The sequence below is a fragment of the Bradyrhizobium sp. PUT101 genome, from assembly GCF_052043945.1.
In the GTDB taxonomy this organism is placed as follows: Bacteria; Pseudomonadota; Alphaproteobacteria; order Rhizobiales; family Xanthobacteraceae; genus Bradyrhizobium.
This window is the reverse complement of the sequence record NZ_CP197207.1, coordinates 221,494-235,738: the sequence shown is the minus strand read 5'-3', so window position 1 is coordinate 235,738 and position 14,245 is coordinate 221,494. Positions and strand designations below refer to the sequence as shown.

Here is a 14,245-nt window from a genome sequence, read left to right as displayed (position 1 = left end):
GCCGAGCCTTTGCCATCGGGCGTTCCAGCCCTATCTTGAGACCATGACGGCGCATTTCCCCTTCCAGAACTCCTATTCGGCGCTGCCGGACAGCTTCTTCGCCCGCGTCGCGCCGACCCCGGTCGCCGCCCCCCGGCTGATCAAGCTGAACCGGCCGCTGGCGATCCAGCTCGGGCTCGATCCCGACCTCCTGGAGACCCCGGAGGGTGCCGAGATCCTGGCCGGCAAGACGGTTCCCGCCGGCGCCGACCCTATCGCGATGGCCTATGCCGGCCACCAGTTCGGGCAGTTCGTGCCCCAGCTCGGCGACGGCCGCGCCATCCTGCTCGGCGAGGTCATCGACAGAGACGGTGTCCGTCGCGACATCCAGCTCAAGGGCTCAGGCCCCACCCCGTTCTCCCGCCGCGGCGACGGCCGCGCCGCGCTGGGCCCGGTGCTACGCGAGTACATCGTCAGTGAGGCAATGCACGCGCTGGGAATCCCGACCACGCGCTCGCTTGCCGCGGTCGTCACGGGCGAGCACGTCATCCGCGAGACGGCACTGCCCGGCGCGGTGCTGACGCGTGTCGCCTCCAGCCACATCCGCGTCGGCACCTTCCAGTTCTTCGCCGTCCGCCGCGACACCGAGGCTATCCGCAGGCTCGCCGACCATGTGATCGCGCGCCACTATCCGGACCTGCTGCAAGCAGAGCGCCCTTACCACGCCCTGCTCGCCGCCGTCGTTGAGCGTCAGGCCAATCTCATCGCGCGCTGGCTCCTCGTAGGCTTCATCCACGGCGTGATGAACACCGACAACACGTCCATCTCCGGCGAGACCATCGATTACGGTCCCTGCGCTTTCATGGACGCCTACAATCCCGCGCAGGTCTTCTCCTCGATCGACGAGATGGGCCGCTACGCCTATGCCAACCAGCCGCGCATCGCGCTGTGGAATCTGACGCGCCTCGCCGAATGCCTGCTGCCGCTGTTCTCCGACGAGCAGGAGAAGGCGATCGCCGAAGCCCAGGACATTCTCGGCGCCTTCTCGGATCAATTCAGCGACGCCTATCAGGCCGGCCTGCGCAGGAAGGTCGGCCTCTTCACGGAGCGCGACGGCGACGAGGCGCTGATCCAGGACCTGCTGGACGCCATGGCGAAGAACCAGGCGGACTTCACCCTCACCTTCCGCAAGCTCGGCGAGGCCGCAGGCGACGACGCCGCCGACGTTCGGGCGCAGTTCATGGAGCCCGCAGCCTTCGACGAATGGGCCGGCCGCTGGCGCGCGCGCATCGCGCTGGAGCCGCAGAGCGCCGCCGAGCGGCAAGCCGCCATGCACGCCGTCAACCCGATGTTCATCCCGCGCAACCACCGCGTCGAGGCCGTGATTCAGGCCGCGGTGAACGACGACAATTACGCGCCGTTCGAGGAGCTGGTGCAGGTGCTGGCTAAGCCGTTCGATGACCAGCCCGACTACGCCGCCTACGCCGATCCGCCGCTGCCGGACCAGCGGGTGTTGCAGACGTTCTGCGGGACGTGAGGCAAGCTCGACCGCGCACCACCATCTTGAATTGATCCGCGGCAGGGATTGCGCCTTGCGCTGGTCCATTTCTGTCCGCGGGCGTTGTGGACACGTCGCGTCCCGCGGAACCGCTGTCATCAAACTGAAACACACGCGCTCTAACCGCCTGTCAGGGTCGTCTTGCCGGAGACGTCCATCCTCCAACCGTCCCGACACAGCGCGCCATGTCCTTCAAATTCATCCACATCACCGACACGCATCTCGCGAACCCCGGTTCGACGCTCTATGGCCTCGACCCGCGCGCCCGGCTGGACGCCGCCATCGCCGACATCAATAGACATCAGTCCGATGCCGCCTTCGCGGTCGTGACCGGCGACCTCACGCATTGGGGCGAGCCGGAATCCTACGTCAATTTCGCCGAGGCAATGGCCGCGCTGAAGATTCCCTACATCGCCATGGTCGGCAATCACGACCGCCGCGTCACCTGCCTCGATGCGCTGAAGGCCGCGCCGCGCGATTCCAACGGCTTCGTGCAGGGCACGCGCACCACCGAGCACGGCCTGTTCGTCTTCCTCGACACGCTGGACGAGACCAGCCATGCCGGCGAGATGTGCGAAAGGCGCCTCGGCTGGCTGGCGAGCACGCTCGCCGCCGCGCCCGCGGACATGCCGCTCGTCGTGTTCATGCACCATCCGCCCTTCCCGGTCGGCGTGCACGCGATGGACGAGATCGGGCTGAAGCAGAGCGCGGAGTTCGCCGAGGTGATCGCGCCCTATCGCGCGCGCATCCGCCATCTCTTCTTCGGCCATGTGCACCGGCCAATCTTCGGCAGCTGGGGCAAGATCCCGTTCTCGACCCTGCGCGGCACCAACCATCAGGTCTGGTTCGAGCTCGACCAGAGCGCGCCGCACCTGGCCAGCCACGAGCCGCCGGCCTACGGCGTCGTGCTGATCGACGACGAGAACCTCGTCGTGCACAGCCATGACTTCCTCGACGAGAATCTGCGCTTCCCGTTCGCCCCGCCCGCGGGAATGGACGGCCGCGACTATGCGCTCAATTTCCCGGCGCGGTGAGATGAGCCTCGCCGAACCCGCGGCTCTCCCGGTCGCGACCTCGGCGGCGCCGCGCCTCGACGTGCTGAAGCGCCTCACTGCCCGCGTCAAAGCCTCGCTGCCGGCCTATCTGCTGCTGCTGCCCTCGCTGGTCTTCCTCGCGCTGTTCACCTATGGCGCGATGGGCCGCGTGCTCGTCGACGCGCTCTATCAGCGCGCCACACCGAAGGCGCCGCTGCGCTTCGTCGGTCTCGACAATATCGCGGCGGTGCTGGCCGATCCTGCCTTTACCGGCGCCGTCGTCAACAACCTGATCTACGCCGTGGGCACGGCGGTGCCGAGCATCGCCCTCGCGCTGTTGTTCGCGCTGGCTCTTGCGCGCACCCATGCCGTGAACAGCGCGCTGCGCGCCGCGCTGTTCCTGCCGGTGTTGATCCCGATGGTCGCGGCGTCCGCGCTGTTCCTGTTCATCTTCCTGCCCAATGTCGGCCTGCTCGACTACTACATCGGCCGGCTGCTTCCGGTGCTGCCGAACTGGCTCGGCGACCCCGACATCGCGCTCTATGCGATCATGATCATCACGATCTGGAAGAACGCCGGCTATTACATGCTGTTCTTCCTCGCCGGCCTCCAGGCCGTACCCGAGGACGTGATGGAAGCCGCGCATCTCGACGGCGCCGGCCCATATCAGCGCCTGCGCCACATCATCCTGCCGGAGCTCAAGCCCACCTTCCTGTTCGTCACCGTCATCGCAATCCTCAATGCGGTGACGCAGGTCGACCACGTCTTCGTCATGACCCAGGGCGGGCCGTCCAATTCGACCAATCTCGTGCTGTTCTACATCTACCAGCAGGCGGTGGAGCACTACGACATCGGCAAGGCCTCGGCGGCGACGCTGCTGACGCTCGCCGCGCTGATGGGCCTCACCGTGCTCTCCTTCCGTACCATGGCGAACCGCGAGGGCGGGTCATGAAGCTGTTCGACCGCCTGTTCAGGGACGCCCCGCTCGCCACCCGCAACGAGATCACGCCGAAGCTCGGCTTCGCGCTGACCGTGCTGCTTGCGATCGTCTGGCTGATCCCGTTCCTGTGGATGGGCGTGGCGACGCTGCGCCCGGCCTCGGACGGCATCAACGCCATGGCCGAGCTGATGCCGAGTCTGAAGCCGACGCTCGACAATGTCAGGGACGCCTGGGAGATCGGCGATTTCCCGCGCTACACGCTCAACACCACGATCATCTGCGCCGGCATCCTGCTGGTGCAGTTCGTCACCATCACGCTGGCGGGCTTTGCCTTTGCGCGCCTGAACTTCGCCGGCAAGACGCTGATCTTCTACCTGTTCCTGATGCAGCTGATGCTGGTGCCGGTGCTGCTGATCGTGCCGAACCTGAAGCTCGTGGCGCAGCTCGGCCTCTATGACACGCTCGCCGGCGTGATGATGCCGTTCTTCGCCTCGGCCTTCGGCACCTTCCTGATGCGCCAGGCGTTCGAGGCGATCCCGACCGAGCTGGAAGACGCAGCCCTGATCGACGGTGCCAGCCTGTTCCAGCGCATCCGCCACATCTACGTGCCGCTGTCGATGCCGAGCTTCTCGGCGTTCGCCATCATCTCCGTGACCAGCCACTGGAACGACTTCCTGTGGCCGCTGATGGTGATCAATTCGCCCGACAAGCGACCACTCACGGTCGGTCTCTCGGTGTTCACCAAGACCGCCGAAGGCACGCAAGCCTGGGGCACCATCGCTGCGGGCACGCTGATGGTGATCGCGCCGCTGCTCGTCACCTTCCTGATCTTTCAGAAACGCTTCATCAGCTCTTTCGTCACCTCAGGCATCAAATAGGAGATTTTCCGATGCTATTCTCCCGCAGGCTCATGCTCGGCCTTGCCATGGCCGGCACTATGGCTGGCGCCCTCGCCTTTCCGGCGCTGGCCGAAGGTCCCACCGAGATCGACCTGTTCTTCCCGGTTCCGGTCGACGGCAAGCTCGCACGCGACATGGGTACCCTGATCAAGGAGTTCAACGAGACCCATCCCGACGTCAAGGCGACCGCGGTCTACACCGGCTCCTATGACGATACGCTGATCAAGACGCGCGCCGCGATCAAGGCCGGCAAGCCGCCGGCCGCCGTGATCATGTCGGCCAACTTCCTGCTCGACATGCAGATCGAGAACGAGCTCACCAATCTCGACAGCCTGATCGCCGCCGACGGCACCACCAAGGAGAAGTTTCTGGGCCAGTTCTTCCCGGCGCTGCAGGGCAATGCGGTGATCAACCGCTCGGTCTACGGCGTGCCCTTCCACAATTCGACGCCGCTGCTCTACATCAACGCCGACAAGGCCAAGGAAGCCGGCCTCGATCCGAACAAGCCGCCGCAGACCTGGGTCGAGCTCACCGACTGGGCCAAGAAGCTGACCAAGCGCGACGGCGACAAGGTGACCCAATGGGGCATCGCGATCCCCTGCGCCTATGACTACTGCGGCTGGATGATGGAAACGCTCACCATGAGCAATGGCGGGCGCTACTACAACGAGGAGTTCGGCGGCGAGGTCTATTACGACACGCCCTCGATGCTCGGCGCGCTCACCTGGTGGAATGACCTCATCCATAAGCACAAGGTGCATGCGCCCGGCGCCACGCCCGGTCCGGCCGTGAGCACCTCCTTCATCTCCGGCAATGCCGCGATGATGATGCTGTCGACGGGCTCGCTTACTTACGTGCGCGACAACGCCAAGTTCGCCTACAAGGTCGCCTTCATCCCGCGCAACGTCCGCAACGCCGTGCCGATCGGCGGCGCCTCGCTGATCATGCCGGCAGGGCTCGAGGCCGGCAGGCAGAAGGCCGCCTGGACGCTGATCAAGTGGATGACCTCGCCCGAGAAGAGCGCCTGGTGGAGCCGCGCCACCGGCTATTTCGCGCCCAACATGGCCGCGTACAAGACGCCCGACATGGTCGAATTCCTCAACAAGAACCCGGACGCCAAGACCGCCGTCGAGCAGCTCGACGTCGCCAAGCCGTGGTTTGCGACCTACAAGACCGTCCCGGTCCGCAAGAACCTCGAGGACGAGGTCATGCTGGTCCTGAACGGCAAGAAGCAGCCGAAGGAAGCCCTCGCCGCCGCCCAGAAGGCCGCCGACGAGACGCTGAAGCCGTACAACGCAGAGACCTCGCTGAAGCTGCCGTAAAGCCGCCGACAGCACGCGCATACGACCTCGGCGCTCCACAGTGTGGAGCGCCGAAGCCGTCGCTGGGCGAGGCGATCTCAGATCGTCACCACGATCTTGCCGAACTGCGTATTGGACTCCAGAAAGCGGTGCGCCTCGACGATCTCCTCGAACCGGAACGTCCTGGCAATGATCGGCATCAACGTTCGGTCCGACAGCCCGTCGAGAATGAACGCCTTTGCCTTCGCAAGACGCACGGGATCGCGGGTGATCTCGTGCACGAGATAGCCGCGCAGTGTCAGGCTCTTGCCGAGCACGTTGAAGAGCGGGAACGGCGTCGGTTCGGAGCTCAAGCCGCCATATTCGATCAGGATTCCGCCCGGCGACATCGCCGCGGTCAACGGCTCGAATGCGGGACCACCGACGGCGTCAAATATCACACGGACGCCCTTTGAACCGGCGATCTCCAGCAGTCGCACTGCGATGGGCTCCTCCTCCGAGGCGACAACGTGAGCGGCGCCGGCATCGAGCAAGGGACGCCGCTTGATCGAGGTCCGCGTCAGGGCGACCGGGACAGCGCCGATCCGGTTCGCAATCTGGATCGCCGCGAGCCCGACGCTGCTCGATGCCGCCGTGATGACAACGACGTCCCCTGGCCCAAGTCCGGCAATGTCGACCAGCGCGCCATAGACCGTCAGATACTGCATCCAGACCGCAGCTGCTGCCTCGAAGCCAAGCTCCGGCGGATGCTTCACGACGAGTTCGACCGGAAACGTCGCTAGCTCGGCATAGGCCGGCCATCGCACCATCGACAGCGGCGGGACGATGCTCACGGCATCGCCTGGCACGAAGCTGGTCACATCATCCCCGACCGCTTCGACGACGCCTGCCGCCTCCAGACCCAGCCCCGACGGAAATGTCGCGGTCTCGATATAGGTCCCCTTCCGCAACAAGGCCTCGGCACGGTTGAGACCGAGTGCCCTGACCCGGATCTGCACCTCGCCCACTGCCGGCGGCGGAACATCGACGGTCTCGATGCGCAGCACTTCGGGACCACCATGTTGATGAAAGCGAACGGCGCGGGCCATGGATACACTCCAAAACAGTTGAACTGAATGGAGCTATGCCGATCCGGCGGAAGCGGATAAATCGCCTGACCAAGCGAACAGCCGAAACCAGGAGTTTTCAATCATGGACCGCTTGACCAGCATGGCCGTCTTCGTCAGGGCTGTCGATCTCGGCTCGTTCGCAGCCGCGGCGGACGCGCTGGAGATGTCTGGGCCGATGGTCGGCAAGCATGTGCGCTTCCTCGAAGAGCGCCTCGGCGTCCGCCTGCTCAACCGCACCACGCGGCGCCAGAGCCTGACCGAGGCCGGCCAGGCCTATTACGAGCGCTGCCGCGCGGTACTCGCCGAGGCGCAAGCCGCCGACGCCGTCGTCACCGACGAGTTCTCCGAGCCGCGCGGCAGGCTGCGCGTGACCATGCCGGCCCTGCTGGGGCGGCACTGCATCGCTCCCTTGCTGATGAAGCTCGCGCGGAAGTATCCGCATCTCGAGCTCGACCTCTCCTTCGGCGATCCGATCGCTGACATCATCGAGGCCGGCTATGATCTTGCGATCCGGACCGGCGATCTCGACGACCAGTCCGGTCTGATCGCGCGACGCATCGCAAGCCAGCGCATGGTGGTGTGCGGCGCGCGCTCGTATTTGCGGACCAACACCAAGCCAAAATCGCTCGACGATCTCGCTGCACATCAGGCGATCATCTATCGCCGCTCAGGGCGCGTCAGGCCGTGGCTGTTCCCGCAGCAAGGCGAGTCTCCGCGCGAGATCATGCCCGCAGGCAGGCTGAGGCTCGACGATCTGGAGGCGATCGCTGATGCCGCCGCGCAAGGCATGGGACTCGCCTGGCTGCCCTACTGGCTGGTTCGCGAACGCCTCGACACCGGTGCGCTGGTCCGCCTTTTCGGCGGACAGCCCGAATTCCTCTACGACTGCCACGCGCTGTGGCCCCGTTCGCCCCGGCTGCCACCCAAGGTCCGCAGCGCCGTGGACAGCCTGGCCGCCACCCTGCCGAAGCTGATGACGTAACGGTGGCCTTGCCGCCATTAACTCCCCGTCCACCATCCGGCTGCCCACGCGGCCGGTAACCACGAGAATTAACAGACCCTCAACGCACCCCAGACAAGTCTAGCAATGTTTCTGAGGGGTTTTGCCGTGGATCTGTTGGTTATCGAGTTCCTGGGGCTGGCGCTGGTCGCCATGTGCGTGATCGTGGTGGCGTTGCCCTGCGCACGAAAACCCTCGCAGCGGGTTCGCTACGAATAGGATTTTGGTCGGAAAGTCCCGATTCCGGCCCGATGCAAGGCTCGAATTCGCTTAGAGCCCCTTGACATCACAGCGCTTTCGGCAGAACGGCTGATACCAAGTGTCATGGGCCGTTCATGGATTTGATTACCACCACCGCTGACCTCGCGGCTGCCTGCAGCCGGCTGGCCAAGCACCCCGTCATCACCGTCGATACCGAGTTTCTGCGCGAAACCACCTATTACCCGCTGCTGTGCGTGGTGCAGATGGCCAGCGCCGAGGAAGCCATTGTCATCGACACCCTGGCCGAGGGCATCGACCTCAAGCCGTTCTTCGAGCTGATGGCCAACGAGGGCGTGCTGAAGGTGTTTCACGCCGCCCGCCAGGACATCGAGATCATCTGGCACCAGGCCAATATCATCCCGCATCCGGTGTTCGACACCCAGGTTGCCGCGATGGTACTCGGCTACGGCGACAGCATCGCCTATGACGCGCTGGTCGAGAAGGTCGCCGGCCACCGCCCGGACAAGACCCACCGCTTCACCGACTGGTCGCGCCGGCCGCTGACCAAGGAGCAGATGCATTACGCGGTGTCCGACGTCACCCATCTGCGCGACGTGTTCGCAGCGCTCGACGCCGACCTGAAGAAGCGCCGCCGCAGCGAATGGGTCTCCATCGAGATGGAAGTTCTGACCTCGCCGAGGACCTACGACTTCCACCCGGAGCGCGCCTGGGAGCGGCTGAAGACGCGGGTGCGCAAGCCCAAGGACCTCGCGGTGCTGATGGAGGTCGCGGCCTGGCGCGAGCAGGAGGCGCAGAGCCGCGACGTACCGCGCGGCCGCGTGCTGCGCGACGAGGCGATCACCGACATCGCGACCCACGCGCCAACCACGCTCGAAAAGCTCGCGCATCTGCGCTCGGTGCCGAAGGGGTTCGAGAAATCCAAATGGGGCGCGGACATCATCGCCGCTGTCGAGCGCGGACTGGCGCGGGATTTCTCGCAGCTGCCCAAGCTGGAGAAACCGCGCAACAACTCCAACGGCGCGGCCATCGTCGAGCTGCTGAAGGTGCTGCTGCGGATGACCGCCGAGCGTCACGCCGTCGCAAGCAAGGTCATCGCGACCGTCGACGATCTCGAAGAGATCGCGGCGGACGACGAGGCGGATGTACCGGCCTTGCGCGGCTGGCGCCGCGAGCTGTTCGGCGATGCCGCGCTGAAACTGAAGCGCGGCGAGCTCGCACTGGCCATCGAGAAGGGCCGCGTGATCGGGGTGCAGCGGGCGTAGGGCTTAGCCGCCAACTGCCAACGCGGAATAAGGGTCATCCCGTCATCCCCGCGCAACGGCGAAGCCGTTGTCGCTGGAGGTGCGAGGCGTGCGGTGCAAAGCACCGCGCGCGGAGCCTCGAAGGATGAGCGGCCCCGCTGCCGCCGCTCCGAGAGAGCCGGGCCGTCGCCCTTCGAGGGCCGCTGAAGAAGCGGCCACCTCAGGGTGACGGCGATAGAGATAAGCCGCGCAACTACGCCGGCGTCAGCTTCGCCACTTCGCCCTTCATGTCGTTCAACACGCCCGAGATCGCGGCGACGAGATCGTCGATCTGCGCCTTGTTGACGATCAGCGGCGGGCAGATGGCGATGGCATCCAGCATGTTGCGCGAGATCACGCCGCGCTCCTGGAGCATGCGGCTGGCGATGCCACCGACCGCGCCCGGCGTCGCCGCGGCGGTCTTGCGGCCCTTGTCGAGCACGAGCTCGAGGGCTGCGATCATGCCGACGCCGCGGACCTCCCCGACCAGCGGATGGCTGGCGAGCTCGCGCAGCCTGCCCTGCATGTAGCCGCCCAGCTCGGCGGCATGCGCGACCAGGCCGCGCTCCTCGATGATCTTGAGGTTCTCCAGCGCAATCGCCGAGCCGACGGGATGGCCGCCCGCGGTGAAACCGTGGCCGAGCACGCCGATCTTGTTGCTCTCGTCCGCGATCGGCTCGAACATGCGATCGTTCAGGATGATCGCCGACAGCGGGAAATAGCTCGAGGTAATCTGCTTGGAGACCACGATCGCGTCGGGCTTGATGCCATAGGTCTCGCAGCCGAACATCTTGCCGGTGCGCCCGAAGCCGCAGATCACCTCGTCGGCGACCAGCAGGATGTCGTACTTCTTCAGGACCTTCTGGATCTTGTCCCAATAGGTCGCCGGCGGCACAATGACACCGCCTGCTCCCATCACCGGCTCACCGAAAAAGGCGGCGATCGTATCAGGCCCCTCCTTCTGGATCAGCGCATCGAGCTCCTCGGCGCGGCGCGTCGCGAAGGCTTCCTCGCTCTCGCCGGGGGCGCCGTCCTTGTAGAAATGCGGCGAGCCCGTGTGCAGGATATTCGGCAGCGGCAGGTCGAATGAGCGGTGGTTGTTCGGAAGGCCTGTGAGGCTCGCGGAGGCGATGGTGACGCCGTGATAGGCGCGCAGGCGGCTGATCACCTTCTTGCGCTGGGGCTGGCCGAGCGCGTTGGAGCGATAGGCGATCAGCTTCAAGACCGTGTCGTTCGCCTCCGAGCCGGAATTGGTGAAGAACACCTTGCTCATCGGCACCGGCGCGAGCGCGACCAGCTTCTCGGCGAGGTCGATCGAGGGCCCATGCGATTTGGCGGAGAACGTGTGGTAGAACGGCAGCGCCTGCATCTGCTTGTGCGCCGCCTCGACCAGCCGCTTCTCGTTGAAGCCGAGCCCGACGCTCCATAGGCCGGCCATCGCTTCGAAATAGCGCTTGCCCGTCGCGTCAAAGACATAAGGCCCCTCGCCGCGCTCGATCACCAGGGGACCGGCCTGCTGATGCGTGCGCGCGTTGGTGTAGGGATGGAGCTGATAGGCCACATCCCGGGCCTCTTGCGAATTGGGCAGCATGGACATTTGCGAAGATCCTTGAAAGCGTCACGTCGCCGGCGCAGCCGGCATCATCACTCGATGGCAAGTCCCTTGGCTATTGCGACAGCGCAAAACATGCAACGCCAATTCGTCGGCAGCGAACGCTCAGCAGCGATGCACAAAGCCGCATATCAAAGCCGCATGTGACAGAACCGCACATGACAGAACCGCGCTGGGCAGCCCTCACGCCGCGCCGTCGTCGCCACCATCGTCGGCGGCGGCACCGGCTTCCCTCACCTCCACCAGCGCCATCGAGAGCAAGTAGAGCGTCGTGGGCAGACCAAGTCTGCGCGCCCTCTCGGCGGCACGCGACAGATCGCGCGCCAGCTCCTTGAGCTCGTCTCCCCGTGACAATCTCTCACCCCATCCGCCGGTTGCGGCCGCCTACACCGCAACGGCGCCGCTGGTTCTGATCAGTTCGGCGCTGGATTGAATTATAGCAAAACTTCCGATGACATTCACTACCGCATGTCTGTAGGCGGCGGCATCGTCCGTACCCGGCTGCCGGCAAGCCACGGCGTCAGCGACCACCTGGTAGCGATGGCTGCGATGAAACCCGTCGACGGCGGTGGCCAGGATGGTTTCGTCCAGGGAAAAGCCGGTCAGAATGCAGCGCGTGGTGCGGATACTGGACATGTAGTCTACGAACCGCGACGAGCTGTAGGCGGACGGCAGCGGGTGCTCGAACGTCATCTCCCCCGGCCGCGGCCTGGTTTCCGCGATCCAATCGGTCAGCCCGGATGCCGGATTGAACCAGGCCGCCTGCGCGATGCGCTTCAGATGCATGACCGGCCACAGATTGCTGCGCCACAGCGTAAGGAGTTCCAGGCAACGCGCCGTCGCCGCATCGCCGTCGAGGACGACGTGGCGGCGGCCGGGGGTCAGGTATTCGACCTGAAGATCCGCACAGACCAGGATCGGCGGATCATCGTGCATGGAAGCCAGCATTTCCTTGCGCGCAGCTGCAACAGTTTCAGCGGTCGGCGAGTGCGAGATCCCGCAGCGGTGAGGTCACTGCCCGCCCCGCCGAGGAATCGAGCACCCCCGGCCGGTCCCAATCGCCCTCGGGACGGATGATCACATAGGGATCGCTGTCCAGCGTGATGGCGTCCGGGCCCGGCTCGATCTCCAGCAGCATTTCTGTGTAGGAGAAATCCGAGAACGTGATCTTGCGGTTGTGACCGAGCGGCTTGGCGCCGAAATGGGCCCAGAAATCGACCAACCGGTCCTGCGCCTGGCCGTAGATCTTGCGAAAACCCTTGCGCTTCACATAATCGACGCTGGCCTGGACCAGCTTGAACGAGACACGCGAGCGCCGATATTGGTGACGCACCGCAAGCCGCTCCACCTTGGCGAAATCGCCGAAGAAGCGCACCCGCAGGCAGCCCGCAGGCTCATTGCCGACGAAGCCGATGAAATGCGCGGCGACCATGTCGTTGCCGTCGAACTCCTCCTCGAACGGACAATCCTGCTCGGCGAGATAGACCGCCGAGCGGATGGCTGTTACCAGCATGAGATCGTTCGGATCGCGCGCGAGGCGGATGGTGATGGCGCGGGAACAGGGCTTGGCGAGAGGAATCCTAGTACCGTGCATCTGCAAAGCTCCTTGATTGGATGATCGCGCCTGGCATGCCCACCGGCTGCCGATGCCAGGGACGCTCGTAGCACCAAAGGTCGGGTTGGAAGCTCGGGACAGGCACAAAGCCCGTCGACTTCATGATGTCGCGTCCGGCCACCGTTGACGGCTGCGCATAGCAATCCGCGCCGCGAAACCTTATCTGCCGGAGATGAGCCGCGGCCTTGCCGAGACCGGCGATGCCGCGGCCCGTCGCCGCGATCGCCCAGATGTAGATGGCTGCGACGTCTTCGTCCGCCGGCGCGAGATAGCGCGTCTCGGGCGCGGTGAGACAGATCTCGTCGAGCAGCAGCGCATCGTGTCCGCGATCATTGAGAAACAGGAAGGCCATGCCGCCGACGAGGTTGCCTTTGCGGCTGAACGTCAGGATACTCTGAGGGTCGAACGTGAAGTACCTCGCAAGCTCCGCTGCGCCGATCTGCACGCCCGGCACGAGCCGGTGCGCCATATCCGAAAGCGCCGCAATTTCGGAGAATTGCGCGCAACGGACGTCGACATCCGGGCTCAGCGGCAAGGCATCGAATTCATGCCTTGCGGCAAACGAGCCCCTTTCCATACTCATATCACGCCTCTATCGTTCGAGGCTTTCGTGCCCCGCTATGACGATGAGCTTAGCGGCTGGGGATCAGGAGTATGCAGCAGTTATTGCACCGGGGTGCTGCGATGATGCAGCACCGTGAAGAAGCCCTGGATGCGTCCTGGGACGATTTGAAGCTGTTTTTAGCGTGCGCAAAATATAAAAGTTTTCGCAATGCCGCCGAAGAGCTCGGGCTCACCTCCACGACCTTGATGCGTCGCGTCGACCGGCTCGAAGAGAGCATCGGATGCAAGCTGTTCCTGCGCGACCAGAGCGGGCTCACGCTCAGCGATGAAGGCACCGCAATGATCGCCGACGTTGCACATATGGAGCGTCATGCCTTCAACGTCTTCCGTCGCGCCTCGCGGTCGTCGAACGACACCTCGGGCACCGTGCGCGTCGCGGTGACGGAAGGCCCCGGCAATTTCTGGATCCTGCCGCGACTGATCGACTTCCAGAAGACCTACCGCAAGATCACCGTCGAGCTGCGTTGCGCGATGGAGCAGGCCGACGTCGCGCGGCTCGAATCCGATATCGCGATCCAGCTCGAGCCGCCGACCAATCCCGATCTGATCGTCACCAAGCTCGGTCGTCTGCACATCTATCCCTTCGTCTCCAAGGAGTACGAGAACCTCTACGGCGTACCGGCAACGCTCGCCGAATTGAAGAACCACCGCATCATCAAGCAGAGCGCGCCGCAGGTCGACGACGGCGCCTATGCCCGCGTGCTCGGACTGGACTCGCTCGAGGGCATCGTCGGCATCAAGACCAACTCGTCGGTCGGCGTGCTCTATGCCGTCGAACGCGGCGCCGGCATCGGCTTCCTGCCGACGGTGTCGATCGCGCTCGGTGCGCCGCTCGTTGCGGTCGATCTCGGCGTCAGCCACCACGCCGATCTCTGGCTCACCTATCACAGGGAGTTTCGCACCTCCGAGCGGCACAAGGTCGTGGTCGACTGGCTGAAGAAGATCTTCGATGCCAGGACCTATCCCTGCTTCCGCGACGAGTTCATCCATCCGAATGCGCTGGTGCCGATGATGACGGCCGCGCGCGAGGGGTTTGGATTGGCGGGCTATGTCGCGGCAACGCCGACGTGAA

General features: G+C 64.9%; 14 protein-coding genes. 8 read left to right on the top strand and 6 right to left on the bottom strand.

Features of this window, described 5'->3' with window-relative positions:
- Positions 1–43: 43 nt before the first annotated feature.
- The 5 genes from ACSHT2_RS01065 (at position 44) to ACSHT2_RS01045 (ending at position 5,732) form a co-directional block, all read left to right on the top strand.
- Positions 44–1,516, top strand: a complete 1,473-nt coding sequence (locus ACSHT2_RS01065; RefSeq protein ID WP_440640001.1) for a protein adenylyltransferase SelO — start codon at positions 44–46, stop codon at positions 1,514–1,516.
- 206 nt (positions 1,517–1,722) lie between these two features.
- A complete protein-coding gene (locus ACSHT2_RS01060; protein WP_440640000.1) occupies positions 1,723–2,571 on the top strand; it encodes a phosphodiesterase in 849 nt (282 codons plus the stop codon).
- A 1-nt stretch (position 2,572) separates the two neighbouring features.
- Positions 2,573–3,523, top strand: coding sequence for a carbohydrate ABC transporter permease (locus ACSHT2_RS01055; RefSeq protein ID WP_440639999.1), 951 nt, complete (start codon positions 2,573–2,575; stop codon positions 3,521–3,523).
- Positions 3,520–4,389 carry a carbohydrate ABC transporter permease gene (locus ACSHT2_RS01050; RefSeq protein WP_440639998.1) on the top strand — a complete coding sequence of 290 codons (870 nt, stop codon included), beginning with the start codon at positions 3,520–3,522 and terminating at the stop codon, positions 4,387–4,389. Before ACSHT2_RS01055 ends, ACSHT2_RS01050 begins: the two co-directional genes overlap by 4 nt.
- Before the next feature lie 11 nt (positions 4,390–4,400).
- Complete coding sequence (locus tag ACSHT2_RS01045; RefSeq protein WP_440639997.1) at positions 4,401–5,732, top strand: ABC transporter substrate-binding protein; 1,332 nt, start codon at positions 4,401–4,403, stop codon at positions 5,730–5,732.
- 77 nt (positions 5,733–5,809) lie between these two features.
- Here the strand turns inward: ACSHT2_RS01045 and ACSHT2_RS01040 are convergent, their stop codons facing one another.
- On the bottom strand, positions 5,810–6,799 hold the full coding sequence (locus tag ACSHT2_RS01040) for a zinc-dependent alcohol dehydrogenase family protein (RefSeq protein ID WP_440639996.1): 990 nt from the start codon (positions 6,797–6,799) through the stop codon (positions 5,810–5,812).
- Positions 6,800–6,902: 103 nt separating this feature from the next.
- Between ACSHT2_RS01040 and ACSHT2_RS01035 the strand changes: the two genes are divergently transcribed.
- Positions 6,903–7,802: a LysR family transcriptional regulator gene (locus tag ACSHT2_RS01035; RefSeq protein WP_440639995.1), complete on the top strand. Its 900-nt coding sequence runs from the start codon at positions 6,903–6,905 to the stop codon at positions 7,800–7,802.
- 353 nt (positions 7,803–8,155) lie between these two features.
- Positions 8,156–9,304 carry a ribonuclease D gene (gene rnd / locus ACSHT2_RS01030; RefSeq protein ID WP_440639994.1) on the top strand — a complete coding sequence of 383 codons (1,149 nt, stop codon included), beginning with the start codon at positions 8,156–8,158 and terminating at the stop codon, positions 9,302–9,304.
- A gap of 232 nt (positions 9,305–9,536) precedes the next feature.
- Here rnd and ACSHT2_RS01025 read toward each other — a convergent pair whose 3' ends face one another.
- From ACSHT2_RS01025 to ACSHT2_RS01005, 5 genes are all read right to left on the bottom strand, one after another.
- Positions 9,537–10,919, bottom strand: a complete 1,383-nt coding sequence (locus tag ACSHT2_RS01025) for an aspartate aminotransferase family protein (RefSeq protein WP_440639993.1) — start codon at positions 10,917–10,919, stop codon at positions 9,537–9,539.
- Positions 10,920–11,117: 198 nt separating this feature from the next.
- The gene (locus ACSHT2_RS01020) at positions 11,118–11,288 is read right to left on the bottom strand and encodes a hypothetical protein (protein WP_319329389.1); all 171 of its coding nucleotides are present in this window, start codon (positions 11,286–11,288) and stop codon (positions 11,118–11,120) included.
- A gap of 30 nt (positions 11,289–11,318) precedes the next feature.
- The gene (locus tag ACSHT2_RS01015; RefSeq protein WP_440639992.1) at positions 11,319–11,882 is read right to left on the bottom strand and encodes an isochorismatase family protein; all 564 of its coding nucleotides are present in this window, start codon (positions 11,880–11,882) and stop codon (positions 11,319–11,321) included.
- Positions 11,883–11,907: 25 nt separating this feature from the next.
- Positions 11,908–12,528 (bottom strand): GNAT family N-acetyltransferase, encoded by a 621-nt coding sequence (locus ACSHT2_RS01010; protein WP_319329384.1) that lies wholly within the window; start codon positions 12,526–12,528, stop codon positions 11,908–11,910.
- Positions 12,515–13,132, bottom strand: coding sequence for a hypothetical protein (locus ACSHT2_RS01005; RefSeq protein WP_440639991.1), 618 nt, complete (start codon positions 13,130–13,132; stop codon positions 12,515–12,517). The genes ACSHT2_RS01010 and ACSHT2_RS01005 overlap by 14 nt, the downstream gene beginning before the upstream one ends.
- Before the next feature lie 71 nt (positions 13,133–13,203).
- On the opposite strand from ACSHT2_RS01005, the gene ACSHT2_RS01000 reads away from it, so the two are divergent.
- On the top strand, positions 13,204–14,244 hold the full coding sequence (locus ACSHT2_RS01000) for a LysR family transcriptional regulator (RefSeq protein ID WP_440639990.1): 1,041 nt from the start codon (positions 13,204–13,206) through the stop codon (positions 14,242–14,244).
- Position 14,245 lies beyond the last annotated feature (1 nt).

Coding starts and splice junctions, on each gene's coding strand:
- ACSHT2_RS01015 (WP_440639992.1), bottom strand. CDS start 11,882: ATGCTGGCTTCCATGCACGATGATCCGCCGATCCTGGTCTGTGCGGAT.
- ACSHT2_RS01055 (WP_440639999.1), top strand. CDS start 2,573: ATGAGCCTCGCCGAACCCGCGGCTCTCCCGGTCGCGACCTCGGCGGCG.
- ACSHT2_RS01000 (WP_440639990.1), top strand. CDS start 13,204: ATGCAGCAGTTATTGCACCGGGGTGCTGCGATGATGCAGCACCGTGAA.
- ACSHT2_RS01045 (WP_440639997.1), top strand. CDS start 4,401: ATGCTATTCTCCCGCAGGCTCATGCTCGGCCTTGCCATGGCCGGCACT.
- ACSHT2_RS01035 (WP_440639995.1), top strand. CDS start 6,903: ATGGACCGCTTGACCAGCATGGCCGTCTTCGTCAGGGCTGTCGATCTC.
- rnd (WP_440639994.1), top strand. CDS start 8,156: ATGGATTTGATTACCACCACCGCTGACCTCGCGGCTGCCTGCAGCCGG.
- ACSHT2_RS01025 (WP_440639993.1), bottom strand. CDS start 10,919: ATGTCCATGCTGCCCAATTCGCAAGAGGCCCGGGATGTGGCCTATCAG.
- ACSHT2_RS01010 (WP_319329384.1), bottom strand. CDS start 12,528: ATGCACGGTACTAGGATTCCTCTCGCCAAGCCCTGTTCCCGCGCCATC.
- ACSHT2_RS01060 (WP_440640000.1), top strand. CDS start 1,723: ATGTCCTTCAAATTCATCCACATCACCGACACGCATCTCGCGAACCCC.
- ACSHT2_RS01005 (WP_440639991.1), bottom strand. CDS start 13,132: ATGAGTATGGAAAGGGGCTCGTTTGCCGCAAGGCATGAATTCGATGCC.
- ACSHT2_RS01050 (WP_440639998.1), top strand. CDS start 3,520: ATGAAGCTGTTCGACCGCCTGTTCAGGGACGCCCCGCTCGCCACCCGC.
- ACSHT2_RS01065 (WP_440640001.1), top strand. CDS start 44: ATGACGGCGCATTTCCCCTTCCAGAACTCCTATTCGGCGCTGCCGGAC.
- ACSHT2_RS01040 (WP_440639996.1), bottom strand. CDS start 6,799: ATGGCCCGCGCCGTTCGCTTTCATCAACATGGTGGTCCCGAAGTGCTG.